Source organism: Pseudoalteromonas sp. AOP31-A2-14, assembly GCF_052378035.1.
GTDB lineage: Bacteria > Pseudomonadota > Gammaproteobacteria > Enterobacterales > Alteromonadaceae > Pseudoalteromonas.
In genome coordinates this window covers 1,796,054-1,821,509 of the sequence record NZ_JBQSXI010000001.1, presented here as the reverse complement: position 1 = coordinate 1,821,509, position 25,456 = coordinate 1,796,054, and the positions used below count along the sequence as shown (strand labels likewise).

The window sequence follows — 25,456 nt, the reverse complement described above, 5'->3', positions numbered from 1 at the left end:
AATAACAAGAAGGCACATTATGCGTGAAGATAAAAATGAACTTGAAGGTGAGCTCGAAGATAAATTTGGCCGGCGTTTTAATTATTTACGGCTGTCAATCACCGACGTATGTAATTTTAGTTGTAGCTATTGCCTACCCGATGGTTACCAATGCGACACCCCTAGGACATTTTTAACACAAGCAGAAATTTCGACGGTTATCAGTTCTTTCGTAAGCGCGCATTTAAGCAGTGCGCTTAGCTATAATCGAAGTCTAGCTGCACATTCCACGGCATTAGGTCGGTAAAATCATCATCACCCTCATCTCGATTCGGCAACGTTTTAAATAAATGCACAAAGTAGTTATAAGGATTGATGTCATTGGCACGACACGTCATCACAATACTATAGAGTGTGGCGCTTGCTTGGGCACCATTAATTGACTTTGAGAATAGCCAGTTTTTCCTACCAGTGGTAAACGGCCGAATATCTCGCTCAGTAATATTATTATCAATCCCTAGTTCGCCATCTTCACTATATCGCATTAATTTCGGCCATTGATTAAGCGTGTATTTTATCGCTTTGCCAATATAACTCCCCGCCGTTACTTTACCTTCGGCTTCATCAAGCCACGCTTTAAAGTGCATTAATATGGGTAAGGCTTTTTCTTGTCGTAACTGATACCGCGCTTGAGGGGATAACTGTTTGTTTTTAGCCTGGGTTTCCAGTTTATATAATTGGCTGATAAAGCTGATGGCTTTATGCGCTCGACCTTTGTTTTTCGACTCTGCTTTTAAGGCATCGTTATATTTGCGTCTAGCGTGTGCCCAACAACCAACAGGGGTAATGCCTTCAATACCGTCATAAACACGGTAACCGTCGCACTGTAAATAGCCTTGATAACCGGCAAGAAATTCTTTTGCGCAAGCGCGACTTCGACCTGCTTGGTAATCGTAAATCACGACAGGCTCATGGCTAACCTCATTGCTGCGATAAACCCACATGTAGGAATTGCTGCTAGGATTGTCACCTTCATCTAAGACTTGTGTACGGGTTTCATCGGCACATAAACTGTGCTCATTAAGCAAGTGACGTTGCATGGCTGCCACTAAGGGGCTGATTAGCAGGCCCGCTTTAATACACCAATTAGCTAATGTTCCGCGCGATAGTTCAAGGCCGCCACGGCCCAGTATTTCAACGAAACGATAAAGCGGTAAGGCATCGCAGTATTTGCCTGTCACAACCGCCGCTAATGCCTCGGGACTGGCAATACTCCCCGGTATCGGTTGTTTAGGTTTAGGCGCGGTGATGATTTTACTGGTCAATTGTTCATGCTCGCAATGTCTGCAAGCATATTTAAATTGTTTGTGCTTAATGACGCTGACTTTCGCCGGAATAATTTTAACTTGTTCGCTGTCTTCACTACCACATTGATGTAGTTGCTCACCGCAACACTGACACGTTAACTCGGTTAAGGTGTGCTCAACCTCTTCTCGTTCAAAGTGCTCAGCCAGCGTTTGTTTGCCTTTCTTATGGTGTTTAGGCGGCTCAGTCGTTTTATGCTGCTCCGCTTCATTGAAGGTGCCCCGTGGGGCTTTTTCACTTTTTTTACCGTATTTTTGGGATTTACTTAACTTAAGCTCAGCAAGCAAGTGGTCAATCCGCGATTGCATTTCAACCTTATCTTCTTGTAAAGCATCAAGCTTAGCCTGCATAAGTGCAAGCTGATTTTGTAGTTCGGTGATGAGAATAGTGTCTGGCATTTTAATAGCATGACACATGGGAAAGATCGTTCAAGTAAAAAAAACGATCTGATTAATTTACATCACCGATAACCCCGATAAAGTCGGGTGCCGTGTTTGATTACTGACCGGTAACCCTGATAGCAACCACTGTAATTGGCGTTGCTCGATGCCCATAGCCGTGTGTTCATTAGTCTGTTTTGGCCACTGAAATCGTCCTTGTTCTAAACGACGATAATAGAGCCAAAAACCGTTGGTATCCCAAAATAAAATCTTTAATTTATCGCGTTGTTTATTACAAAAAACGAACCACGCTTGGCTTAAAGGATCGAGAGATAGGGTATCGCTGACAATAATACTTAGGCCATTGATTGATTTGCGCATGTCGGTGAACCCCGTGACCAAGTAAACTTGGTGTGTGCAAGGTGTCACAGTACGCTCAATAATTTGGCTAGCGTTTGGTTAGCTAATGTCGACTCGAAGTCTATTTGATAGCCGTTTGGTGTGGTGAGTTTAATGATTGAAGGTTGCGTAAAGGCTTGCTCATGAATAACAAACGGGATCACCTGTTGCTTTTTAACCCTTACCGTTTCGTCAGAAAGGCGTTTACGCCAAACATAGAAAGTCGATGCGTTAATGTTGTTATCACGACAAAATTGAATGATGGCTAAACCACTCGATTTTTGCTGCTCAAAAATGCCTTGCCAGTGTTTTATTTTTTGCTGTTTATTCATAATTACCTCAGGTTAATATGCTGAGTAAATTATGCATAGGTGCCATTAACATTGGTATGTGGGGCTAATTACGCGCTTACGTTCTTTCGCCAAGCTTGGCACTAAAAAAATTCGCTTAACAGGCGGCGAACCATGCTTACGAAAAGATTTGCCTGACATTATTAAGCGTTGTAAAGCCACTGATGGGATCACTGAAGTGGCGATCACAACCAATGGTTTTAATTTATTAAATAATGTTGATGAATATAAAGCAGCAGGCCTTGATGCAATCAATGTCAGTATAGATAGCTTAAACCCACAAATGTTTAAACTGATAACCGGTCATGACAAGTTGCAGCACATTTTAAAAGGCATTGAGCGGGCAGAGAAAATTGGTATTAAGCGTATTAAAGTTAATGCGGTTTTAGCTAAAGCGTTTAATCATAATCAGTCCTAAATTCGGATAATAAGTGCAATTTCTCAGATTAGATGGCCAGCTGTTATAATTCGGCCATTTTCTCGCCAAAGGAAATTGCTTTAATGAAATATAAACAGCTGACACAAGAAGAAAGATACCAGATTTACGCGTTAATAAAAGCAGGAAATAACCAAAAGCAGATAGCTGAAGAACTAACTCGTTCACCGTCATCTATTTCTAGAGAGCTAAAACGCAATAAAGGACTTAAAGGCTATCGGCCTAACCAAGCCAATAACTTTGCTGAACAAAGACGTAAGTCATCTTTCAAAGCAAGTAAGTTAACAGAGGACGTCACTCACTGGATTAATAAATTGTTGCATGACGGACTTTCCCCTGAGCAAGTGGCAGGCCGCTTAGCTTTAGAGAAACAGGTCGTTTTACATCATGAAACAATTTATCAATATATTTACAGAGACAAGGCTCGTGGTGGCAAGCTACATAAGACACTCACTCGTGCATGTAAAAAGTATAAAAAACGCTATGGAAGCTATGATAAACGTGGACAGATAGTTAATCGAGTCAGCATTGATGAACGCCCAAGTATTGTGGATTCAAAGTCTAGGATTGGTGATTGGGAGGGCGATACAGTGATAGGTAAAGGGCGTAAAAATGCGCTTGTCACAATGGTTGAACGTAAAACGTTATATACAGTCGTTCACAGAATTGAAAGCAAGCATGCGAAAATAACAGCCGATGCGCTGATCACGTGTATGACACCATATAAAGGTAAGGTTATTACCGTGACGTTAGATAATGGAAAAGAGTTTGCTCACCATGAGCATGTTGCACAAAAATTAGAAGCTGATGTGTATTTCGCTCATCCCTATTCATCATGGGAGCGGGGCATAAATGAGAATACCAACGGCTTACTTAGACGCTTCTTCCCCAAGGGAACTGACTTTATGGCGCTAAGTGAAGCAGAGATACAGGCGGCAGTTGATAAGCTCAACCATCGGCCAAGAAAAACAAGAGGGTATAAAACCCCTCATGAATTATTTACGGGGCAATCAGAAGTTCTGGTGGCTGCATAATGATTGCACTTAATACTTGAATTCAAGATACGTAAAGTATCCTGTAAAGAAACTTTTTAAATAATTGGTTGTATTAAAATGATTGTTTATAACTTAAAGGAATTAATCGCAGCTAAGTCATTGAAAGAGGGACGTAAAATTACGTTAGATGAAGTTGCAAATGCCGCAGGAGTAAATAAAGCCGCTATGTCAAAAATGGCTAATAACAATAATTACTCAACAACTACGCGTACTTTGGATGCATTATGTGCTTACTTCGACTGCAAAATAGAAGAAATTATTACCTACGAAAAAGTCGATAATTAACTAAAGAGTAGTATTAAAAGCGTTAGATAGATTAACACTGCATAACCTTTATATATTATTTAAGATATGATTCTATATAGGCTTAAAAGCAAGTGGTGAAAATCTATTTTGATTGATATCAACTAGTCAGTCTAAATAATATTTTATCTAAAGTGATATGAATTATGAGTGGATTTAAGATTCATCAAAAATTATTTGATATCTATTCACTTTATGAACATACTAGGTTCACTTAGTTGATTTTATAATTAGAAATGAATTTAAACGATATTGGCTTTACTCAAAAACAACGTTTGTCATACATTGATTTTAAACTTTTTTTTGTTGGATATGTTACGAGAGCTGAAATAGTTTCTTATTTCGAGAAAGGGTTAACCTCGGCTACTCGTGATATCAATTTCTATAAAGAGTTGTGCCCTGAAAATATGGTATATGACTCAAAAGAAAAGAGATATTTTCAAGCTGCGGGCTTTAGGCCCTTATTCACACATGACCCTCGTAAAACTCTTGTTAAGCTCTCTAATCAAATTACTGATGGTTTTGATGCGATTGGTGATACTACATTCCCAGTCGAAGCACCAAGCCAGTTAAACATCCCAGATATATTTATTGTCGCAAAGCTTGTTCAAGCAATTATCAATGAAAAACCAGTCAGTGTTATTTATACATCGTTATCTAGTGGTTCGGCTGCAAGAGAGCTAGTACCTCACAGCATTGTTGATAACGGTCTGCGTTGGCATGTGAGAGCTTATGACAGAAAATCAAAAAGTTTTAGAGACTTCGTATTAACTAGGATCACTAAAGTAACAATTAAAAACACGGAAGTTGTTGCTGGCGAAGGTAAAATTGAAGATCATCAATGGATGCGTATGATGCCGTTGCAACTCGTTCCTCATCCTCATAATGTAAGGCACCCTACTGCTATCGCATTAGACTATGGAATGAAGGGAGATGAGCTGTCACTTAATGTCAGGGCTGCTATGGCTGGTTATCTATTAAGGCGTTGGAATGTTGATTGTACCGCTGATGCCGAGCTTGTTGGCGCTGAGTATCAATTATGGCTCAAAAACCGTCAAACGTTATTCGGTGCCGAAAACTTAGCAATTGCTCCAGGTTATGTACCAGAACTGGAAGAACTATAAATGACGACTGCAAATACAACACAAATGAAATCATATAGAGACTATCTCGGCGATCTCATTGGCGGCAGTTTAATGATCAAAGAAAGCCAGACCGTAGCTGAGCTATTACTTAAAAAACCGTCACAAGAAGAATGGCTAGAAGCCATTGTAAATCAGAATGTTTTACAAAAACGGTCAGACGCTTCAGCAAAGAGGAATGCGGCTACTATCAAAAAGCGTTTGGATGGTATGTCAGACAAATACCTAGAACTAATCGCATTTGGTAGCACTGAGCTATCAACTCAGTTAATGTTTGCAGCTACGTTAATTAACTGCACATTACTTGCTGATTTTATGCGCAATGTAGTGTTAGATGCTAAACGTATGTTCCGTGAAAGTTTAGATGTAGCTGATTGGGAGTCTTTTTGGGATGAACGCATTAGATTATTCCCTGAGTTAGCTCAAATGTCAGAATCATCGACTTACAAAATTTCTCAAGTAGCTTTTAAAGCCATAGCTGACGCTGGTTATATAGAAACAACACGGAATAAAAAAATACAAAATGTATATTTGTTACCAGAAGTGAGAGACTTACTTCTAGAGATCAACAGAGACGATATTATTTCAGCGATGGAGTTGCACTAATGGTTGAGCTTAAAACCAAACAACAAAAACGACTTCACGAGCGGCTTGATGAAATTCAGCCCAAGATTGAAAGCGAAGATTTTTTAAAAAACCAAGGTTTAGGAAACGAGATTGGCTTTTACGTGTTCGACTACCCACCAGAGGCAGAATTAACTGTAAGAGAGCATCTAGAATACATGACAGAACGCCTTGATAAACGTGAGCGTAATTTTAAAAGCATCAACTTATTTGAAGCCATTATTGAATTGCTCGATTCCCGAAAACTTACTGAAAGAGCGTTTAAAGTACAAAAAGAGCGCGGTGATGATGCGCTATTCAACGCACTAAAGGGGCCTCTTGAGCAAAACCGAGTCGCTGAATTTATCGCCTCAAAAATCGACTTCGGCTCTTGTGAAAAAAATAAAACTGAGTTCATTTTACTTCATGGGCTTGGGAGCGCGTGGCCTATTATTCGTGGTCACGGCTTGTTAAACGCTCTACATGCTAAGGTAGGCAACGTACCAACGGTGCTCTTCTATCCTGGTGAGTACGACGGTACAGCGTTAAAACCCTTTGGCAGAATCGAATCAAATAACTATTATCGTGCATTTAAACTAGTACCGTAAACGGACTTGCAATCAAACAACAAGGATAAAATAACATGCAAATTAACGACTTATTTACTAAAGATATAAACCGACCAATTAATGGTGTTGTAAAAGCTGACCAATTAGAAAACAGCACTGTTTTTACCGAGCTAGATGAATATGTAATCACCACCGAATTAGCAAAACACTTCGAAGAGTTTTTTGATGCGTATATGCCTTCAGTGCGCGATCCAAAAGCAAAAGCTGCATCAGGCAAGTTAGGGATCTGGGTGAGTGGATTTTTTGGCTCAGGTAAATCTCATTTCATCAAAATATTGTCTTACCTTTTACAAAACATTCAAGCAACAAATGGTGAGTTTGATAAATCAGCTATCGAGTTTTTCAAAGATAAAAACCTAGATGGCTTCTTATTAGGTGAAATAGACACTGCGGTTACCAAAGATAATACCGTTATCCTTTTTAATATCGACAGCCGTGCCAACACAGATGACGGTGATGATGCAATTTTAAAAGTGTTCTTAAAAGTTTTTAACGAGCAAATGGGCTTCAGTGGAGATCACCCTCATATTGCGCACCTTGAACGCGAGTTAGACCAACGAGGTGTATTTGAACAGTTCAAACAAGAGTTCAATGCGTTAGCGTCTGCTAACTGGATTGAAGAAAGAGATGCTTACGATTTTTACCGCGATGACATGGCTGATGCGCTTGGTAAGGTAACTAATCAATCAACTGAATCAGCAAGGCAGTGGGTTGAGCAACTTGAAAACAACTTCACGTTAGACGTTAGCAACTTTTGTAAATGGGTAAAAGAATACCTAGATGTAAACTCAGACCGCCGAGTTTTGTTCTTTGTGGATGAAGTAGGTCAGTTCATTGGCAACAACACCCAGATGATGCTGAAACTTCAAACAATCACTGAAAACCTCGGTACTATTTGTGAAGGCCGTGCTTGGGTGGTGGTTACTTCTCAAGAAGACATCGATGCAGTTATAGGGCAAATGACAGGCTCAAAAGGTCACGACTTCTCAAAAATCCAAGGCCGATTTGAACGCCTATCTCTTTCAAGCTCAAACACCAGTGAGGTGATAGAAAAACGACTGCTATCAAAAGAAGATGCGGCTCGTATTGAACTCCAGGACTTGTATGATCAAAAGGGTGACATTCTAAGGAACCAGTTAGCTTTTGACAGTACAACAACCGCTGAGTTAGCTAACTATAAAGATGCAAGTAGCTTTATTAATAGCTATCCATTTGTACCTTATCATTATATTTTAGTTCAAAAAATATTTGAAGCTATTCGTAAAGCGGGTGCAACAGGCTTACATTTAAGCCGTGGTGAACGCTCTTTGTTAGATGCATTCCAAAGCGCTGCCAAACAAGTCCGAAATGAAAATGTCGGAGTTCTAATCCCGTTATATTTTTTCTATCCAGCTATCGAAAGCTTCCTCGATACATCTGTTAAAAAAGATATTGATCAGGCATCCGTTAAAGAATCTATATCGCCGTTCGCGCTGAATATATTAAAAACATTGTTTTTAATTCGTTATGTCGATGTAATTAAGTCAACGTTAGATAACCTTGTCACCCTGTGTGTAAGCAAAGTCGATGAAGACCGCCTAGCGTTAAGGCGCGAAATTGAGCAGGCTTTAAATGCCTTAGAGCTTAATATGCTTATCGCTCGCCAAGGTGACGAGTACATTTTCCTTACTAACGAAGAGAAAGAAATTGAGCAAGAAATCCAAAAAACTGAAATTGAATTATCTGATCAGACTAAAAAGATAAGCGATCTAATTTTTGATGATGTGCTGCGTCGTGAAGCGAACTATCGCTACCCAGAAAACAAGCAAGATTTCCCTATCAGCCGTTTTTGTAATGGTAGCCCACGAGATGGCTCTCAAGAAAACGACTTAGTAGTAAAAGTGATCACACCAAGAGATCCAAACTACGATGAATATACATCTACCGTATGTGCTAATCGCTCAACGGACGGCGACAGTGGCTCTATAATCATCAAACTTGCTGAAAGCAACAGAGTATTCAGAGACATCGAAACGTTTATCCGAACAAGTAAGTTTTTACGTGGTAACTCTGGTAAACGCCCAGAACAACAACAGTTACTTCATCAAAAAGCGACAGAAAACCAAGATCGAAATCGCCGCCTAATTGGAGAAGTAGAAGAGATACTAAAAGATGCTGAATTTTACGCTTTAGGCTCTAAACAAAATCCAAAAGGCGGAGCGGTAAGCTCAATACTTCAAGAGCTTTATCGCTACGTAATTGAAAACACTTTCAGCAAGCTAAAGTTAGTAAAACCATTTCCAGGTGATATCCGCCGCGAAATTCAAAACACTTTAGTTGCAGACGATATTAGCCAAATTGGTCTCGATTTAAATGCTGACGAAATAAATCCATTAGCCTCTTTAGAGGTAGAAAAGTTCATAACCCTTGGCGATGACACTGGCAGAGCAATTACTGCAGAAGACATTGTAAAACGCTTTTCAAAACGACCGTTTGGCTGGAACGATGAAGAAATAATTTTAATTATTTCGCGTTTGGCACTCGCTAACAAAATTTGCTTTCAAATGCGTCAGCAAGAAGTTCCTTTAAAAAGTTCCTACGACAATCTTACACAAGTTAGAAAACGTGCAGAACTGCGCGTTCGGCGCATTAAACAGCAGTCTGAAGCAAACTTAAACCGTGCGGCTAAATTGTTTAAAAACGTGTTTGGCAAAAATGCCCCAGACAGTGAAAAAGAGCTGTTCAACATTGCTCAAACTAATATAAGCACCATGAAAAAGAAGCTTGATGGCTTTGCTAACAAAGCTTCAACGGGTCACTACCCTGGTGTAAAAGACATTGATAACGGGCGAGTATTGTTAGCGGGTTTAATTGAAGCGCAATCAAGCTATCAGTTTATTGAATCATTCTTGGCTAATGGTGATGATCTACTTGATTTTGAAGAAGACTACCAAGATCTTGAAAACTTCTACGAAACTCAATTTTCAACTTGGCAAAAGTTGTACAAAGCACTCACTATCGACTTTGACCGTAATCGCATAGCACTCGAAAAAGAGGCAAACGCGATAGCAGCGCTGCAAAAGTTGGAATCTATTTTTAATAAAGAGCGCCCATACCGCGACATACGCGACGTAGAACCGCTTATTGAAAGTGTAAACAAAGTTAACGAAGCTTTATTAACTGAAAAGCGCACTCATGCTAAGGCAAGAATCGATATTCGTATCGAGCATGTAACTGAGCAAATTAAAGCCGCAGGCGCAGTAAATAGCGATATTAGCAATAAAGCGCTTTACCCACTTCAAAACGCTAAAAAACGTGTTGATACGCTGCAAGGTATTGCTGAAATACATCAAGAGATCACAGAAGCTGCCACACTTGAAGAAGATGCCTACGAACTAATCAATAAGTTTATTGAACAGCAACAAGCACTCGCTGAGCAAAAAGCCAAAGAAGTAACGCAAAAGGCTAAACAAGCCCCTGAATCGGTTTCAGCATCAGGTATAGACTCAGAAAGTGGTGACTACAAACCAACAAAATCTGAGCCAAAAAAAGTAGCAGAACCAGCACCGAAAAAAATAGTTTCTGTTGATACATCTAGTGTAATGCGAGAGGTAAATAGCGCAGGAATAATTGAAACTGAAGATGATATCAATAATTACCTTAAAGCACTCAAAGGAAAACTCACAACATTAGTAAACAGCAACAATAAAGTGCGGATTAGATAGAGATAATTACCAATTAAGGTGCCAATAAAGCCACCTCAATTGGTAGTTTGGTAAAACATTCTTTCAACAATATAACTATATTTTGATAATGAAATTTTCTAAGGATAGTCGCAAGGCAAAGGGATTAAAATAAATGAACTTATTTACTAATTTATTTAAGAAAAAAAAGCCAATTCGCTGTCATAAACAAAAAGAATTAGCTCGCCAAAGAAAGGTATTAAAAAAAAATAACATAAGGCAATTGGCTAATAAAAAAAATGCAATTCCAGTCATAGTAGCAAGAGATAAATTAGTGACTACCTTGTCAACATTTGAGTTTAAGCGAGCCCAGCTTAATCTTGAGTGGCAGCAAGCCTATGCTAATTTTTCATGTTGGAATAAATTAAAACATGACGAAAAACTAGATCTCAGCTCATTAGATAAAGAAATACACAAATTAAAAGTAGCGCTAAAAGAGTTTAACAAAACATATGGCAATGATTGCAAAGCAATAGAAGACCACTTTGTGTCATTACTGCTTTTAAGTGAACAAAGAATCGATAGAGCACATAAAACACTAAAAGATGCTGTAGATAAAAAGCTAGTAAAGAATATTAGTAGCACTTCGGTTGCTGCTACTTGGTTTGCTGGATTATCCATACCTGTATCAATTACCGACGATCTATATAATGCCAACCAAGTGTATGACTCACTTAGGGCTGTTAATGGCAACTTTGCAAACATGTCTAATACCGAAATTTGGTTTGAAACACTTTGGATGTCACCAGCAAGTTATGCAGGCTTAGTTAGTCTAACAAAAGGTGCATATTTTGAGCAGCTTGTAGCAGACGATGCCGGGGGCGAATTATTTGAGCACTTTAATAACCCCGGCACAGATATCACAATTGATGGCATAGAGATGCAAATCAAAGCAACAGATAGTGTTTCTTATATTGCCTCAGTTGATGAAGAGATCCCTGTAATAGCAACGAGTGAGGTTGCAGTAAAAACTGGTGCAATTGATGGAGGCTATACCAATGAAGAGCTTAACAATACCGTAGAGCAAGCACTCGGCGGTGGAGTGATTGACGCAAAAGATACTGCTGTTGATGCCATTCTCTCAGGTGTTGGTACACTGGGTATCTTCGCTACTATTAGCGGAATTAACCACGCTTCTGAACGCTATAATAAGGGCGTTGATGGGGTAGAGGCTATTTTTGAAGGTGCAGGTGTTGCTATTGAAGGAACTGCCAAAGGCCTAGTTGATGCAGGTGAAATGGTTTACAAGGCAGCAATGTCAAAACCAAGCAGGTTTATTGGTCGCACATTAGTTAAAGGATTAAAAAAGCTCGACGACAAATTGTTTGAAGAGCCATCCAAGGAAGAAAAACGATGAAAGAAATAGCACAAGCATATTTACATGAAATGACGGGAAACCCAACCGCATCTTTTCATGAAGACCAGTGGGAATCTATCGATGAACTGGTGAATAAACAAAATCAGTTACTAGTCGTTCAGCGTACTGGTTGGGGTAAAAGTGCCGTATATTTTATCGCCACAAAAATTCGTCGCTCTCAAAGCTTTGGCCCTACATTAATCATATCGCCTTTGTTGTCATTGATTCGCAATCAAATCGACTCTGCTGCAAAGTTAGGGTTAAAAGTGGTTTCATATAATTCATCAATGGACAAAAATGAGCGCCAAACTGCCGAAAATAAAATACTCGCTAGCCAAGTTGATGCAATCATAGTTGCTCCTGAGCAATTAGGACAAACTTACTTTGCCGAGAAAATATTGAGCCGCATTAGTGGTAATATAGGTTTGTTTGTAGTCGATGAAGCGCACTGTATATCAGACTGGGGGCACGACTTCAGGCCAGACTATGGCCGTATTGTTCGAGTACTACAAAATATGCCGAAGAATATGCCTGTATTAGCGACAACCGCTACAGCGAATAACCGCGTTGTTGATGACATTAAAAATCAATTAGGAGATCGCTTATCTATAATCAGAGGAGCGCTCACGCGCAAAAGCTTACAGCTGCAAAATATCGATATTTCAAATAAATCAGAGCGCCTAGCTTGGTTAGCTCAATATTTAAATGACATGTCAGGTACTGGGATTATTTATACCAAAACAACAAAAGACTGTGAGATAGTTGCAGGCTTTTTGCAAACGCAAGGTATTAATGCTCATGCTTATCATAGTCAATTAGAAACTAACGAGATGAAAGAACAGCTCGAACAAGCGCTAATAAATAATACAATCAAAGCACTTGTTTCTACTTCTGCATTAGGCATGGGGTTCGATAAGCCCGATTTAGGATTTGTCATTCATTACCAATCACCAGGAAACGTTGTTGAATATTACCAACAAGTAGGCCGTGCTGGGCGCGGAATAGACAAAGCAATCGGTATAATGATGCTAGGTAAAGAGGATGGCAGAATTCAACAATACTTTATTGAAAATGCTTTCCCTAAAGAGCAACAAATTAATCAATTATTAGAAGTCATAGAAAATGCAGATGGCCTCAAAGTAACAGAGCTAGAGCCGCTCGTTAACTTCTCAAAAGGTACAATAGAAGACATTTTAAAGTTTTTAAGCATAGAGCAGCCATCACCAATATTAAAAGACGGTCCTCAATATTTTAGAACACAGTTTGATTACCAAATACCAGAAGAAAAAATTGAACGTCTAAATATTATTAAACAAGGTGAGTGGGAAGTCTTAAATAATTATCATAAATCTAATACATGCTTAATGCAGTTTTTGTCAAAAGAGTTAGATGATCCTGATTCACAGCCTTGCGGTAAATGTGAAAATTGTAATCCAGCAAATAAACTACCTGGCAAAGTCGATAGTGAGCTGGTATTAAAAGCGAATGATTACTTAAGGCATAGGTACATTGCTATTAAACCAAGAGCAACCTTTGCTAGTTCTGGCAATAATGCCCGCTTAGCATTTACTAAATATGGTCTTCCCTATAGCGCAAATAAAGCTAATTTAAATATTGAAAAAGGGATGGCGCTTTCATCATGGAAAGATGGGGGCTGGGGCGACCTCGTTGCAGAGGGCAAAGCTTCAGGCGTGTTTAGTCATGACTTAATTCCGCCAATGGTCAAAATGATCAACAGCATCCCTTATGAACAAAGGCCAAGTTGGCTTGCTTACATTCCATCTCCTAGGCATCCTAACTTAGTTAAAAACTTTGCACATGCGTTAGCGGCTGCATTAAATGTTGAATGTAAAGACACTATTAATATTGCTGAATTAAGACCACCCCAAAAAACGATGGAAAATAGCTTTCACCAAAGTAAAAATTTAGATGGTGCTTTTAGTATAGATACTTCACAAGGGTATCCTTCACCTGTTTGGTTATTAGATGACGCGGTAGATTCAAGGTGGACATTTACCATTGCAGGCGCCTTATTAAGGCAAAATGGTGTAACCAGCGTAGTGCCCATAGCATTAACTAGTACCAGTAAAAATAACTAAGTAAACTAAGACAAAAAAGTGGCAAGGTAAAATTAAGAAACAAGTAAAGCAACCTAATTATAAAATCGATAATAGTAGATACTTAAATGATAACTGAAAATACAAAAGCAATACTTTTACTCACAAGCTTTTTTAACGCGAATGAAGTGAAAGAATATAAAACGCTGACAGTCAATGAGTACGGTTACTTCGCATGTTGGTTACATCAAAATGGTTTTAAGCCTGTAGATTTACTGAATGAAGAAACGTTTGACAGTATTTGGGTATCTTGGGATGAACCATTAAGTCATATTAAAGCGAAACAAATTATCGATTTTGCTCGTTTAGACAATACAATTGAAAAACTAACGTATGAGCGTATTAAAACTCTACTTAATCGAGGTGCAAGTTTAAGCCTAGCGCTCGACAAATGGCAGAGTGCGGGTGTGTGGATCATGGACCGACAACACGAGCACTATCCTAAGGTGATTAAAAAGCGGCTTAAGCATCAAAGCCCAGCTTTATTTTTTGGCGTTGGTAATCCTGAATTACTCTCAAAGCAAGCAATTGGCTTTGTTGGCTCTAGAGATTGTGATGGGCAAGATGAACAAGCAACCAATCAATACGTTTCACAAATTAACCATTTAAATTACCAAGTCGTTTCGGGTGCAGCCAAAGGCGTAGACTCTCATGCAATGCTTGCTTCTCTTAACAACGGCAATACAGCAATAGGCATATTGGCAGATAGCCTGTTCAAAGCAAGCGCAGCAAGACAATGGCGTCAGCACTTAAAAGCCAATAACTTAGTGCTTATAAGTCCATTTTACCCTGAAGGGCGCTTTACACCCGCTAATGCTATGGCGCGTAATAAGTTTATTTACCTCTTATCAAGTGCAACGGTTGTTGTAACTTCAGGTGAGAAAGGCGGTACGTGGGAAGGCGCTAAAGAGAACCTTAAAAAAGGGTGGGTACCACTTTTAGTTTCAGAGCATAAACAGCCTTTACAAGCGGGTAATCAAGCATTAATAAATGGCGAGGACTTAGGTAAGGTTCTGGCTAATGCATATTCAATTTCGCCTGATAACACCACAGAACAATTGTTAGGGTTATTCTCAACTTCAGAAAAAGAAACCTCTCAACAATCAAATAAACTAGCCAACGAATCAATTAAATACGTTGAAAAAGGTCAAGGTTCACTGCTGAGCGGGTTAGATGCTTCAACAACTAGCGCTAGCTATACAGAAAGTCCTATAAGTAATATTCAGACTCAAGACGATCTATTTTCTATGGCAAAAAATGAACTTGAAAGTGAACCAGAAGCATCGGCTTCACCCAATAAATACTCGAAGATAGAAGGTGTTGAGGTTAAAAATGTTGAGGCTAAAAGTGTTGAGGTTAAAAGTGTTAAGGTTAAAAACAATCAACTTGAAGCGGGCGAACATAAAGAGCTCAGCTCAACCTCGTCATCAGAACCGCAAGAGCAGACCAAAAATAAACAGGTTAATTTAAGTAATCAAACACAAAGCGATGAGTGTGATAACACTAAATTGCTAAATGTGGAGCCAGAGCAACACGCAGGTGAGGTGCAAAAAACAGAACAAGCACCAGAGCAAGCCAACGAAAAAATACCAGAGCAAATATCGCAGCAAATACCAGAACAGTTAGAAGAGCAATCACCTGAGGAATCAACAACGCCTTTGCTGGATAGCTTTTATCTTCAGTTATGCAAATTAATTGAACAGCAACCACAGCATCTTATTGATAAAACAACACTCGACAGCCATTTTCCCGAGTTTGAAATAATGGGCAAGCAGGCACTAGATAAGTGGTTAAAGCACCTAGTTGAGCAAGGCAAACTAGTACGCCCGTCAGCTAAGAAAAAGCAATTCACATTGCCTGTAATATCGCCAACATAAAGTAACAAGTAAGACTGCGAAACAAATTAACATCATGGATTAGATACCGAGGTCAGATACAGCGGCCCAGTAAAGAGAAAATTATGAACACTAAAAACTTAAAATCATACGCACCTAAAGCGCGTAAACAATTTATTGAAGCCGTTAAAAAGCGTGCTGCTCACTTTGGTATATATGAAGATCGAATAGCAGAAGTTCGCATTGAAGGCGGCGCTGCGATAATCGAAGGCCGTGCCTTTACTCGTCAAGAAGGTGAGCAGCGTAAGCGTTTAGAAAGCAAATTAGCAGAACGCGGCTATGATATGTTCACCCGTGAAATTGCCTACACGTGGTTTAACCGTTTAGCGGCACTGCGTTATATGGAAATACACGATTACTTTGATCATGGTTTTCGTGTGCTTTCACCTGCAAAGAGTCATCTTAGTAACGCCGATAGCCTACCTGAAATCTTAAATCATGCATCCGATGTGGCAGAAAGTTTAAATTTAGATAAAAACCATATTATTGAGCTACAACTAGCGGGCGATAAAGAGGAAGAGCTGTATCGTGAATTGCTATTAGGCCAATGCCATCAACTCGCTAAAATTATGCCTCAAATATTTAAAGGCTTAGCGTTTGAAACTATTGATGATGCAACAGAGCTACTACTACCAAATAACTTAACCAAGACTGATTCGATCCTAAAAGGTCTAATCAACGACATTCCAGAAGAAGATTGGCAACAAATCGAAGTCATCGGTTGGCTTTATCAGTTTTACATTTCAGAGCATAAAGATGCTGTAATTGGCAAAGTGGTTAAATCAGAAGATATACCCGCTGCTACTCAGTTATTTACGCCAAACTGGATTGTTAAATACTTAGTACAAAACTCTGTGGGTAGACAATGGTTAGCCACTTACCCAGATTCAGACCTTAAAGACAAAATGGAATACTACATCGAACCTGCTGAGCAGTCTGAAGATGTTATTGAACAGCTAAAAGCCATTACGCCAACAAGCATCGACCCAGAAGAGATCAAAGTGCTAGACCCTGCCTGCGGATCAGGACATATTTTGGTTGAAGTATATGAAGTATTGCGCGAAATATACCTAGAGCGTGGCTACCGTCTTCGTGAAATACCTGAATTAATTCTTACCAAAAACATTTATGGTTTGGATATTGACGACCGTGCAGCGCAGCTTGGTGGTTTTGCTTTGATGATGAAAGCCCGTGAAGATGATAGACGCGTGTTTGAAAGGTTTAGGCAACGTGTTGAAGGTGGTGAGGTAGCACTTAATGTTTACTCACTACAATCATCTGAACATTTGGATATTCCAAAGCTTTGGAAAGCTTTAGATCTAGAAGGTAATCAACAAGCTGGTTCTACAGGTGGATTATTTGACTCCTCTGAAAATTATGCACAGCCGACGGGTGTTTATGGAGAGTATTTCGAATTACTTCATAAGCTTAAAACATCTTTTGTGCAGGCAAAAAACCTTGGTTCACTAATTCAAGTTGAACATCATAATTTAAACAACCTACTCGGTCTAAAAGCTGAGCTTGATAGGAAGATTAAAAGTACAGATCCAGGTGCTAAGCAAGCTGCTACAAATCTATTGCAATTATGTAATCAAGCAATAGTTTTAGCTGACCGATACAACGTTGTAATAGCAAATCCTCCGTATTTGGCAACAAAGGGAATGAATGCCAATTTAAAAAGCTTTGTTAAGGATGTTTTCCCTTCTTCTAAAGCTGATTTATTTTCTGTCTATATTGAACGATGTGAGCAGTTAACACTAAATAATGGTGATCTTGCTCTTGTAACCCCCTATGTTTGGATGTTTTTAGGAACATATGAAAAATTAAGAAAATTGATCTTTCAAAACAAGTCAATAACTTCTTTAGTTCAACCGTCATACACCAGCTTTTTCGATTCCGCAATTGTACCTCTTCTAGGTTTTACAATTGTCAAAGGTGTAAATAGATACCTAGGGAAATATACTAATCTAGGTTACTTAGGTAATGGTGACGAACAACCTTTTAGACTTAAAGAAGCTATTTCAGGGAGTGAAGAATATCCTTTTTATACTAGGTCGGTATCACATTTCGAAAAAGTACCAGGAAAGCCGATAGGCTACTGGATTGATGAAAATATTTTCGAGATTTTTGAAAGTTATCAGACTTTGAGAGATATTTGTTATGCAGGTTTTGGAATAAAAACAGGCAACAATGAAGTCTTTATGAAGGAATGGCATGAAGTCAATATAGCAACAATTGAGTTCAATCAACAAGCTGGCAATACCATTGAAGCTAAATGGTTTCCATGTGCATCAGGAGGAGCCTATCGAAAGTGGTATGGGAATCAAAATTTAATAGTTAATTACCAAAACTCAGGTAAGGATATTGAAGGTTATGCAGCCGTTAATGGGAATAGTTATGGATTTAATGGGAAGAAATATTATTTTAAAAAATCGATTACATGGCCTAAATTGACATCTTCCGATAATTCTTTTCGTTCAACTCCATCTGGGCATATATTTGACGGGGTTGGCTTATCAGCATTTTTCGAAAATGAAGATGATTACTATATCTTGAATTCAAGTATTAAGTGCAATCATTATGCAGCCACCAGAACTTCTGATTGCCCCGTAAATAATTCATGAGGGGTTTTATACCCTCTTGTTTTTCTTGGCCGATGGTTGAGCTTATCAACTGCCGCCTGTATCTCTGCTTCACTTAGCGCCATAAAGTCAGTTCCCTTGGGGAAGAAGCGTCTAAGTAAGCCGTTGGTATTCTCATTTATGCCCCGCTCCCATGATGAATAGGGATGAGCGAAATACACATCAGCTTCTAATTTTTGTGCAACATGCTCATGGTGAGCAAACTCTTTTCCATTATCTAACGTCACGGTAATAACCTTACCTTTATATGGTGTCATACACGTGATCAGCGCATCGGCTGTTATTTTCGCATGCTTGCTTTCAATTCTGTGAACGACTGTATATAACGTTTTACGTTCAACCATTGTGACAAGCGCATTTTTACGCCCTTTACCTATCACTGTATCGCCCTCCCAATCACCAATCCTAGACTTTGAATCCACAATACTTGGGCGTTCATCAATGCTGACTCGATTAACTATCTGTCCACGTTTATCATAGCTTCCATAGCGTTTTTTATACTTTTTACATGCACGAGTGAGTGTCTTATGTAGCTTGCCACCACGAGCCTTGTCTCTGTAAATATATTGATAAATTGTTTCATGATGTAAAACGACCTGTTTCTCTAAAGCTAAGCGGCCTGCCACTTGCTCAGGGGAAAGTCCGTCATGCAACAATTTATTAATCCAGTGAGTGACGTCCTCTGTTAACTTACTTGCTTTGAAAGATGACTTACGTCTTTGTTCAGCAAAGTTATTGGCTTGGTTAGGCCGATAGCCTTTAAGTCCTTTATTGCGTTTTAGCTCTCTAGAAATAGATGACGGTGAACGAGTTAGTTCTTCAGCTATCTGCTTTTGGTTATTTCCTGCTTTTATTAACGCGTAAATCTGGTATCTTTCTTCTTGTGTCAGCTGTTTATATTTCATTAAAGCAATTTCCTTTGGCGAGAAAATGGCCGAATTATAACAGCTGGCCATCTAATCTGAGAAATTGCACTTATTATCCGAATTTAGGTATAGTTTTAGGTCTTCTAAATAGTAATTTTTATAAACAATTGATTTCTGTCGTTGCTCCAACTTTATCTTTAACTAGTGGTGACTTTTTAAAGCTGCCATACAAAGCTGTTAGTGAAATTATACCTATTGTCAAAGAACTTATTTCTTTACATGAGCGTGACTGGAACCTGACACAAAGTTCTTTTTATTTTTCTAGTGAAGCTATTGTTTCTTATAAAGGGAGCATTAATGATGCCTACAATACTTGCTTGACTGATTATCAGGCTACCATTGAAAATGTATTAGCCTTGGAAAATAAATTAAATCATATAGTAAATAGTTCTTTTGAGCTTGGGGGCTTTGTTGAAGGTGATGTTACTCTTGACAAAATTTCCTTAAACGTCAATAAAGACTTTCTGTATAAAAATAGTGCAAAGGGTTTAAACTTAGCTGACAAATTAAGAAGTGATAAGCTGTGCGAGATTATACAATATAGTATTGGTTGTATGATGGGCCGTTACTCATTAGATCGAGAAGGCTTAGTTTACGCTCACTCTAGCAACGATGGCTTTGCAGAGCTTGAAGCTGAAGGGGCATTTAAATCTTTCCCCGCTGACGACGACGGTATTATCCCTTTAGCCTCAGAAGAGTGGCTATTTGTTGATGACGCAACCACTCGCTTTAAAGAGTTTGTTAAAACCGCTTGGGGTGAAGAACACTTAACTGAAAACCTAGAGTTTGTAGCTGAAAGTTTATGTTTACATGCATTGAAACCGCTCTCTACCAAAAAGGGAGGAGGTGAAGGTGCAATGGATACTGTTCGTCGCTATTTCTCAACACAATTCTTTAAAGACCATTGTAAAACCTACAAAAAACGTCCTATCTATTGGTTATTTAGTTCAGGTAAAGAAAAGGCCTTTGAGTGCTTAGTGTACCTACACCGCTATAACGAAGGAACCTTATCACGGATGCGTACCGAGTATGTTACGCCATTAATGGGTAAGTTTGATGCACAGCATACCTTATTATCAGAACAGCAAATACAAGCTACTGGCACCGAAGCTCGCCGTATCGAAAAAGAACTAAAAACCTTAGATAAAAAACAAGCCGAACTACGCACCTTCGACGAACAATTAAAACACTACGCCGAAAAACGCATCACCCTCGACTTAGACGACGGTGTAAAAGCCAACTACGGCAAATTCGGCAACCTACTAGCCGACGTAAAAGCCATCCACGGTAAGGCGGTGAAGTAATATGATGGGGCTATTTAAATAAGATGGAAACAGACAATACACAACCATTGTTGACAATTGCTGAAGCTCAAGCGCTTTCTGACGATGATTTGCTGCAAGTGTTAAAAGCACATTGGCAAATTGAAAGCGATGAATTGCTAGTTTGGGGCGAGTTAATTGAGATTAATACGGTTGAAGATACTTTTATTAAATTGACGAATGTAAAAGCGGTTAATCAAACGCAGTTATTAACCTATCCAGTCGATATACCCACTCAGCATGATATTCCAAGGCGAGGAATATTTTTAAATAGTAAAGTTGCTAGGGAATTTTACACGGATAAAGGCGTTAGATGGATAACCTGTGCTGTTGAGTTATCAGAAGCCAAAGAAAGGGAAAAGCATAATAACCCTTTTATATTAAAGGTTCAGCCTTCGAGCATTAAACCTTTAATTGAGCTGTCAGAATTAAAAGATGAGCAACATCAGTGGGGCTATATTACTGAGGGGATCATCGAACATGTTTCTAATATAAATAAAGATGTGTTAGATCAAAAAAATGCCTCATTAATTGAGGACGTTAAGATTAAAGAGCAGCAAATAAACGCTATTGAAAGTGGTATTGCGTCAGTTCAGCAACAAAAAGACTCGGCTACGGAACAACTGATTAAAGCTCAAAAAGCGCTGGAAAGCGTTAAGGGAAAAGAAATTGAAATGAAACAGTCTTTATCTGAACTTACACGCTATATAGAACAAAAAACGAGAGTTTTAGAGCAATTAGACTTGATTGATAAGGTAGATGAGTCATCTAAAGTTGAAGAAGAGGATGAAGGTGAACATTTGAATTTCTCATCTGATTTTAACAATGATTACTCGCTGGTTTCGCAATATATTCAAGCTAATTTGGCAGAGAATGGTTTTTTGTACCCTAAGGAAATTGTTGATAACTTTATTACCTTATTGCGATGTAATGATTTAATTGTGTTAGCAGGCGACTCTGGCGCAGGTAAAACAAGTTTGGTTAAGGCATTTGCTAAAGCCATAGGAGGCGTTGCTAAGGTTATTCCTGTTAAACCTAATTGGACGGGCTCAGAAGATTTAGTGGGTTATTATAATCCGATTGAAAAAAAGTATATTTCGACCCCATTTTTAGATGCGCTAATTGAAGCGAGAGATAACCCTACAAAACCTTATTTAATCTGTTTAGACGAAATGAATTTAGCCAAGGTGGAATATTATTTTGCTGACTTTTTGTCAAAAATGGAAGAGCGCAATAGCGCGCCTAAAATAAGCCTATACAGTGATGATTCTGTTGGGCATACCCTTTCAGAAATAAAAACGGTGCTGACTATATTGCAGGATGCACGTGATAATAGTCAAAACGGCGAATCAATGAGTTTTATTGAATTGATTCAAGATGAAGCTATTAATAAAAAGCTTCGTTTGGCGTTTGGCATGAGTGATCAGGAGTCGTTAGTTAAATACCACGGTGATATTCGTCGATTAATTGCTGAGCGTACCAACAAGCCTTCTGTATTAACGCTGCCTGAAAATGTTCGTATTGTTGGCTCTGTTAATATTGATGATACTACGCACTTTTTGTCGCCAAAAATACTTGATCGTGTTCATGTGATGCAGTTTCAAAGCCCTTTGTTAATGGATTTAGCGGGGATTAAAGCAGAGATTGAGTTGAATAAAGAGAAGGGGTTATATGAATTAGGTGTTTCTCGCTTTGATTTACCAGTCATGTTTTCTAGTGCCGAAATGGGTAGAAGACATGAGTATCCGGCATTTGATACTTCGTCTCCCTTTTGTGAATTAATGACAAAATACGTTAAAGAATTTTTTCATCCACTCGGTTTAGACTTTGGTATGCGACCGGTTAGACAAGGCTTGAATTACCAGCATTATTTTAATGATGTAAACACTAGTGAGCAGGAAGCATTAAATAACTTTTTTCTTTTTAAGGTGTTACCAAAGCTTAACTTTGATGGCACAGTAAAAGTTGGTGAATACCATAAACATGAATTGCTATTACAAATGCATGGGGAGCTTAAGCAAGATATTGGTGATGACATAAAAATTAATGAGTCTTTTTCTTCAGTTAAATTACTGGGAGCATTGTTGAAAAAAGCAGAGGCAAACGGTTGGAACGTTAATTTTTGGTTGTAAATATGAACTTTGAAGCCCGTTTTATTAATATTCGTTGGCGTGACAAAACTCATGTTGGATCTGTGAAACTATCGGCTCAGCCTATAGACGTTGAGACTGTTGGTGAAGGTGAATATTGTGCTGATATTATTAGCTACTCAACTTTAAACGATGACAAAAGTGAATTTGGGCAGTTTGCTGTTAGGCCGCTCAATAGTGTTGAGTTTACCCCTTTTATTATTAATGGAACCGATAAGCTACCGCTACAGCCTGTTGTTGATTTTAAAACAGGGTTAACTTGGTGGGTTGAAAAAGACAAATGGGATAATGACCGAAACCAATGGCAGTCGAGAATGCTAACGGGTGTTGGTTCGGTTATTTTAAGTTTAGGCGCTGAAGAATTAGAGCTAAGAGTTGCAGCCTCTACTTTTACTTATGAACAGCTTGACCGATATTTATCTGACTTTAAGCTCGATTTTTCAGAGTTATTACTCGATGATGAAAGCTATCTTACCAGCAGAGGTAAACTTGATAATTTAGTTTTAAATGAAGATATTTTTAAAACGTTAGATACCTTTGTTGAGTCTATCACCGCGATTGTGGCGAATCCTAAAGTCGATTTAATTGAAACATTATCTCCGCAGCCAAGGGGAAGAGTTAGGCCAACTAATAAAACCTTTATTGAATACATAAAAAACCCCTATGCTAAAAGTTATAGTGGCCGAATGGCAACATCAACTACTGATAATGCAGAGAATCGGTATGCACACTTTATGTTAAAGCAAACCGTATTTATGTTAGGGGTTATTAAGAATATTGCTCAGCAACAATATGATACTGACTCTCGAAAAGTAAAAAGTTATCAATCTCGTATTGATAGGTTTAGTCAGTATGTTTTGGTTAATGCTGATGCGGTAACAAATGCTATAAGTCGATTAAAAGAACAACGCAAGCAGATGCAGTCAAGGTTAGGTAATTTCAATAAAAGCCTTTCAAAAGATAATTTAACCGCTAACAAGGAATTGTTTGTTCATTTAACAGGTCAGTTTGGTGATAGTAAAAATCGTTTTTTTGCAAAGATTAAAAGTTCTGCGAATAAGCCTTGGCATGATGGGAAGTTAAACGGCTTAGATGGTTATAATCTGGTTTTATTTAGTGTCATGGTTCCTGTTGAGATTGGCTGTGTATATCGGATTGTGGGTAATTGGCAATATGATAAGAGAACCCGAAGAGGGAAGTCTGTTATCGAAATAAACATAAGAGGGCTAAACCGCATAGATTTACTTGGAAGCGATAAATTTGAAAAGCTCACCAATAAAATTAATAGTATGGAAGCAGAGGCAGAAACGTTAGCGAAAAACGGTTGGAAGAGGCCACTGCGACAAAATGAAAAAACAGCTCAGCAGCGTGAACTTGCCTCACTACAGGAAATGCATACTAGACTCAGAGCAAAAGTAGATATAGCTGATCGTTTAACCCAATATTTTGTGCCATTTATTCAAGCTTTAAAATCGCTACAAGTAAAATTTGAACGATTAGGAATAGGCGTGACGGGCAATTTTCCTTCATCTATGACCTTCATTCAAAACCGAACTTACAGTAATGCTAATAAAGCATATAAGAGCATAATTAATTTTTCTGGTTTTAATGAAGATAATGTATTTGAGGCAATTCAAAAGTCTGACAATCTGAAGTTAATAAATATATCGTCTCTTTATGAAAGATGGTGCTTATTGCAGTTTTTTAAAGTGTTGATATTTAAATTTAGATATCAGCCAGAAAAAGGCTGGAAAGAAAAACTTATTGCGTCAGTATTAAATAATGAAAAAGACATTTCTATATCTTTTACAAATAAAGCAGCAGGTCGAGGTATTACCTTATGGTACGAGAAAGTATTAAGTAATAAGCGTACACCAGACTTTTTACTTGAAGTTAATGCACAAGGCGATAACGGACGAGTTAATAGTAGGTCTTTTGTATTTGACGCAAAGTTTTATCAAGACATTAATGACCCCAAACATGGTGGTATTAGCCAAGTTATAAAGCATCTTTATTTTGATAAAGATTACTCAGAGAAGGGTCAAAATGGCGTTTTTGTATTACACCCTTCAAATGACGCTGTACCTGTCGCAATTAACCCGCAATCTTGGGCACAGCATAGCTTTTTAGGTGAGATAACCATGTTTGATTGGGACGATACTATGCGTGAGCAACAGTATCATAAATATGGTGCAATTAAGCTTTCTCCTATCGATACGGTCAGTTACCTGGATGAATTACAAAGGCTTGTAGGTATGTGTTTACAATATGGGGTTGAGAATAACAAACTTAATAAACAGCATCCTATTACACTTACGGATTCAACCGGGTTTTGTATTCAATGTGGTGGCACCGACTTAAATTATTCGCAAGGTAACAATGATAAAGTATGGTGGGCGACTTGTAATGATTGTAAGCATTTCACCATTTATAGCTATTGCTCTAATGGCGAATGTAGAACTAGATTAATTAAAAACGGCGATTATTGGAATTATCATTCTATTGAGGCTTTAGAGCCTATTAATATTCAATGTCCTGCCTGTTCGGAGCATTTTTAATGATAACTGGTTACAGGTTTCAAGGAGTCTTATATCAAGATGAGTTATTGTTTGGTAATCGCTTAAAAACAATAGCATTTATCAGTGCTTGCAATAATTTATATGCGAAGTTAGTGGAGTTTTGCG

At 38.5% G+C, this 25,456-nt stretch carries 18 protein-coding genes and 1 pseudogene; 15 read left to right on the top strand and 4 right to left on the bottom strand.

Features of this window, described 5'->3' with window-relative positions; genetic code table 11:
• Positions 1–19: 19 nt before the first annotated feature.
• Positions 20–211, top strand: a pseudogene (moaA, locus tag ACT3S9_RS08410) (GTP 3',8-cyclase MoaA); the annotation flags it as partial.
• Between the two features lie 25 nt (positions 212–236).
• Here the strand turns inward: moaA and tnpC are convergent.
• From tnpC to tnpA, 3 genes are read right to left on the bottom strand one after another with little or no spacing between them, the layout of a single operon-like run.
• On the bottom strand, positions 237–1,760 hold the full coding sequence (gene tnpC, locus ACT3S9_RS08405; RefSeq protein WP_443489209.1) for an IS66 family transposase: 1,524 nt from the start codon (positions 1,758–1,760) through the stop codon (positions 237–239).
• Between the two features lie 39 nt (positions 1,761–1,799).
• Positions 1,800–2,153, bottom strand: a complete 354-nt coding sequence (gene tnpB, locus ACT3S9_RS08400) for an IS66 family insertion sequence element accessory protein TnpB (RefSeq protein ID WP_301563133.1) — start codon at positions 2,151–2,153, stop codon at positions 1,800–1,802.
• Entirely contained in the window at positions 2,150–2,455 is a 306-nt protein-coding gene (gene tnpA / locus ACT3S9_RS08395) for an IS66 family insertion sequence element accessory protein TnpA (protein WP_301563154.1), read from the bottom strand. The genes tnpB and tnpA overlap by 4 nt, the downstream gene beginning before the upstream one ends.
• 58 nt (positions 2,456–2,513) lie before the next feature.
• On the opposite strand from tnpA, the gene ACT3S9_RS08390 reads away from it, so the two are divergent.
• From ACT3S9_RS08390 to pglX, 11 genes are all read left to right on the top strand, one after another.
• Positions 2,514–2,891, top strand: coding sequence for a radical SAM protein (locus tag ACT3S9_RS08390; RefSeq protein ID WP_444750886.1), 378 nt, complete (start codon positions 2,514–2,516; stop codon positions 2,889–2,891).
• An 83-nt stretch (positions 2,892–2,974) separates the two neighbouring features.
• On the top strand, positions 2,975–3,943 hold the full coding sequence (locus tag ACT3S9_RS08385) for an IS30 family transposase (RefSeq protein ID WP_086959932.1): 969 nt from the start codon (positions 2,975–2,977) through the stop codon (positions 3,941–3,943).
• A 78-nt stretch (positions 3,944–4,021) separates the two neighbouring features.
• Positions 4,022–4,249, top strand: coding sequence for a helix-turn-helix domain-containing protein (locus ACT3S9_RS08380; RefSeq protein WP_089368390.1), 228 nt, complete (start codon positions 4,022–4,024; stop codon positions 4,247–4,249).
• Between the two features lie 254 nt (positions 4,250–4,503).
• Positions 4,504–5,391: a WYL domain-containing protein gene (locus ACT3S9_RS08375; RefSeq protein WP_441834633.1), complete on the top strand. Its 888-nt coding sequence runs from the start codon at positions 4,504–4,506 to the stop codon at positions 5,389–5,391.
• Positions 5,392–6,015 carry a DUF1819 family protein gene (locus tag ACT3S9_RS08370; RefSeq protein ID WP_441834632.1) on the top strand — a complete coding sequence of 208 codons (624 nt, stop codon included), beginning with the start codon at positions 5,392–5,394 and terminating at the stop codon, positions 6,013–6,015.
• A complete protein-coding gene (locus ACT3S9_RS08365; RefSeq protein WP_441834631.1) occupies positions 6,015–6,620 on the top strand; it encodes a DUF1788 domain-containing protein in 606 nt (201 codons plus the stop codon). Before ACT3S9_RS08370 ends, ACT3S9_RS08365 begins: the two co-directional genes overlap by 1 nt.
• Positions 6,621–6,655: 35 nt before the next feature.
• Positions 6,656–10,345, top strand: coding sequence for a BREX system P-loop protein BrxC (gene brxC / locus ACT3S9_RS08360; RefSeq protein WP_441834630.1), 3,690 nt, complete (start codon positions 6,656–6,658; stop codon positions 10,343–10,345).
• A 133-nt stretch (positions 10,346–10,478) separates the two neighbouring features.
• Positions 10,479–11,720 carry a hypothetical protein gene (locus ACT3S9_RS08355; RefSeq protein WP_441834629.1) on the top strand — a complete coding sequence of 414 codons (1,242 nt, stop codon included), beginning with the start codon at positions 10,479–10,481 and terminating at the stop codon, positions 11,718–11,720.
• The gene (locus tag ACT3S9_RS08350) at positions 11,717–13,819 is read left to right on the top strand and encodes a RecQ family ATP-dependent DNA helicase (RefSeq protein ID WP_441834628.1); all 2,103 of its coding nucleotides are present in this window, start codon (positions 11,717–11,719) and stop codon (positions 13,817–13,819) included. The genes ACT3S9_RS08355 and ACT3S9_RS08350 overlap by 4 nt, the downstream gene beginning before the upstream one ends.
• An 86-nt stretch (positions 13,820–13,905) precedes the next feature.
• On the top strand, positions 13,906–15,714 hold the full coding sequence (locus ACT3S9_RS08345; RefSeq protein ID WP_441834627.1) for a DNA-processing protein DprA: 1,809 nt from the start codon (positions 13,906–13,908) through the stop codon (positions 15,712–15,714).
• 83 nt (positions 15,715–15,797) lie between these two features.
• The gene (gene pglX, locus ACT3S9_RS08340) at positions 15,798–18,356 is read left to right on the top strand and encodes a BREX-1 system adenine-specific DNA-methyltransferase PglX (protein WP_444750885.1); all 2,559 of its coding nucleotides are present in this window, start codon (positions 15,798–15,800) and stop codon (positions 18,354–18,356) included.
• Here pglX and ACT3S9_RS08335 read toward each other — a convergent pair.
• Positions 18,311–19,279, bottom strand: a complete 969-nt coding sequence (locus tag ACT3S9_RS08335; protein ID WP_086959932.1) for an IS30 family transposase — start codon at positions 19,277–19,279, stop codon at positions 18,311–18,313. The genes pglX and ACT3S9_RS08335 overlap by 46 nt on opposite strands.
• A 128-nt stretch (positions 19,280–19,407) precedes the next feature.
• On the opposite strand from ACT3S9_RS08335, the gene ACT3S9_RS08330 reads away from it, so the two are divergent.
• The 3 genes from ACT3S9_RS08330 to ACT3S9_RS08320 all read left to right on the top strand — a co-directional run bounded on the left by ACT3S9_RS08330 (position 19,408) and on the right by ACT3S9_RS08320 (position 25,330).
• Positions 19,408–20,604, top strand: a complete 1,197-nt coding sequence (locus ACT3S9_RS08330; protein ID WP_444750884.1) for a hypothetical protein — start codon at positions 19,408–19,410, stop codon at positions 20,602–20,604.
• 23 nt (positions 20,605–20,627) lie between these two features.
• A complete protein-coding gene (locus ACT3S9_RS08325; RefSeq protein ID WP_441834625.1) occupies positions 20,628–22,754 on the top strand; it encodes an McrB family protein in 2,127 nt (708 codons plus the stop codon).
• 332 nt (positions 22,755–23,086) lie between these two features.
• A complete protein-coding gene (locus ACT3S9_RS08320; RefSeq protein ID WP_444750883.1) occupies positions 23,087–25,330 on the top strand; it encodes a nuclease domain-containing protein in 2,244 nt (747 codons plus the stop codon).
• The last annotated feature ends 126 nt before the right edge of the window (positions 25,331–25,456 follow it).

What these genes read in the sequence shown, in the direction of transcription:
- ACT3S9_RS08350 (WP_441834628.1), top strand. Translation starts at nt 11,717, where the DNA reads ATGAAAGAAATAGCACAAGCATATTTACATGAAATGACGGGAAACCCA.
- ACT3S9_RS08375 (WP_441834633.1), top strand. Translation starts at nt 4,504, where the DNA reads ATGAATTTAAACGATATTGGCTTTACTCAAAAACAACGTTTGTCATAC.
- brxC (WP_441834630.1), top strand. Translation starts at nt 6,656, where the DNA reads ATGCAAATTAACGACTTATTTACTAAAGATATAAACCGACCAATTAAT.
- ACT3S9_RS08355 (WP_441834629.1), top strand. Translation starts at nt 10,479, where the DNA reads ATGAACTTATTTACTAATTTATTTAAGAAAAAAAAGCCAATTCGCTGT.
- ACT3S9_RS08325 (WP_441834625.1), top strand. Translation starts at nt 20,628, where the DNA reads ATGGAAACAGACAATACACAACCATTGTTGACAATTGCTGAAGCTCAA.
- pglX (WP_444750885.1), top strand. Translation starts at nt 15,798, where the DNA reads ATGAACACTAAAAACTTAAAATCATACGCACCTAAAGCGCGTAAACAA.
- ACT3S9_RS08335 (WP_086959932.1), bottom strand. Translation starts at nt 19,279, where the DNA reads ATGAAATATAAACAGCTGACACAAGAAGAAAGATACCAGATTTACGCG.
- ACT3S9_RS08320 (WP_444750883.1), top strand. Translation starts at nt 23,087, where the DNA reads ATGCTAACGGGTGTTGGTTCGGTTATTTTAAGTTTAGGCGCTGAAGAA.
- ACT3S9_RS08380 (WP_089368390.1), top strand. Translation starts at nt 4,022, where the DNA reads ATGATTGTTTATAACTTAAAGGAATTAATCGCAGCTAAGTCATTGAAA.
- tnpA (WP_301563154.1), bottom strand. Translation starts at nt 2,455, where the DNA reads ATGAATAAACAGCAAAAAATAAAACACTGGCAAGGCATTTTTGAGCAG.
- ACT3S9_RS08365 (WP_441834631.1), top strand. Translation starts at nt 6,015, where the DNA reads ATGGTTGAGCTTAAAACCAAACAACAAAAACGACTTCACGAGCGGCTT.
- ACT3S9_RS08370 (WP_441834632.1), top strand. Translation starts at nt 5,392, where the DNA reads ATGACGACTGCAAATACAACACAAATGAAATCATATAGAGACTATCTC.
- ACT3S9_RS08385 (WP_086959932.1), top strand. Translation starts at nt 2,975, where the DNA reads ATGAAATATAAACAGCTGACACAAGAAGAAAGATACCAGATTTACGCG.
- ACT3S9_RS08345 (WP_441834627.1), top strand. Translation starts at nt 13,906, where the DNA reads ATGATAACTGAAAATACAAAAGCAATACTTTTACTCACAAGCTTTTTT.
- tnpC (WP_443489209.1), bottom strand. Translation starts at nt 1,760, where the DNA reads ATGTGTCATGCTATTAAAATGCCAGACACTATTCTCATCACCGAACTA.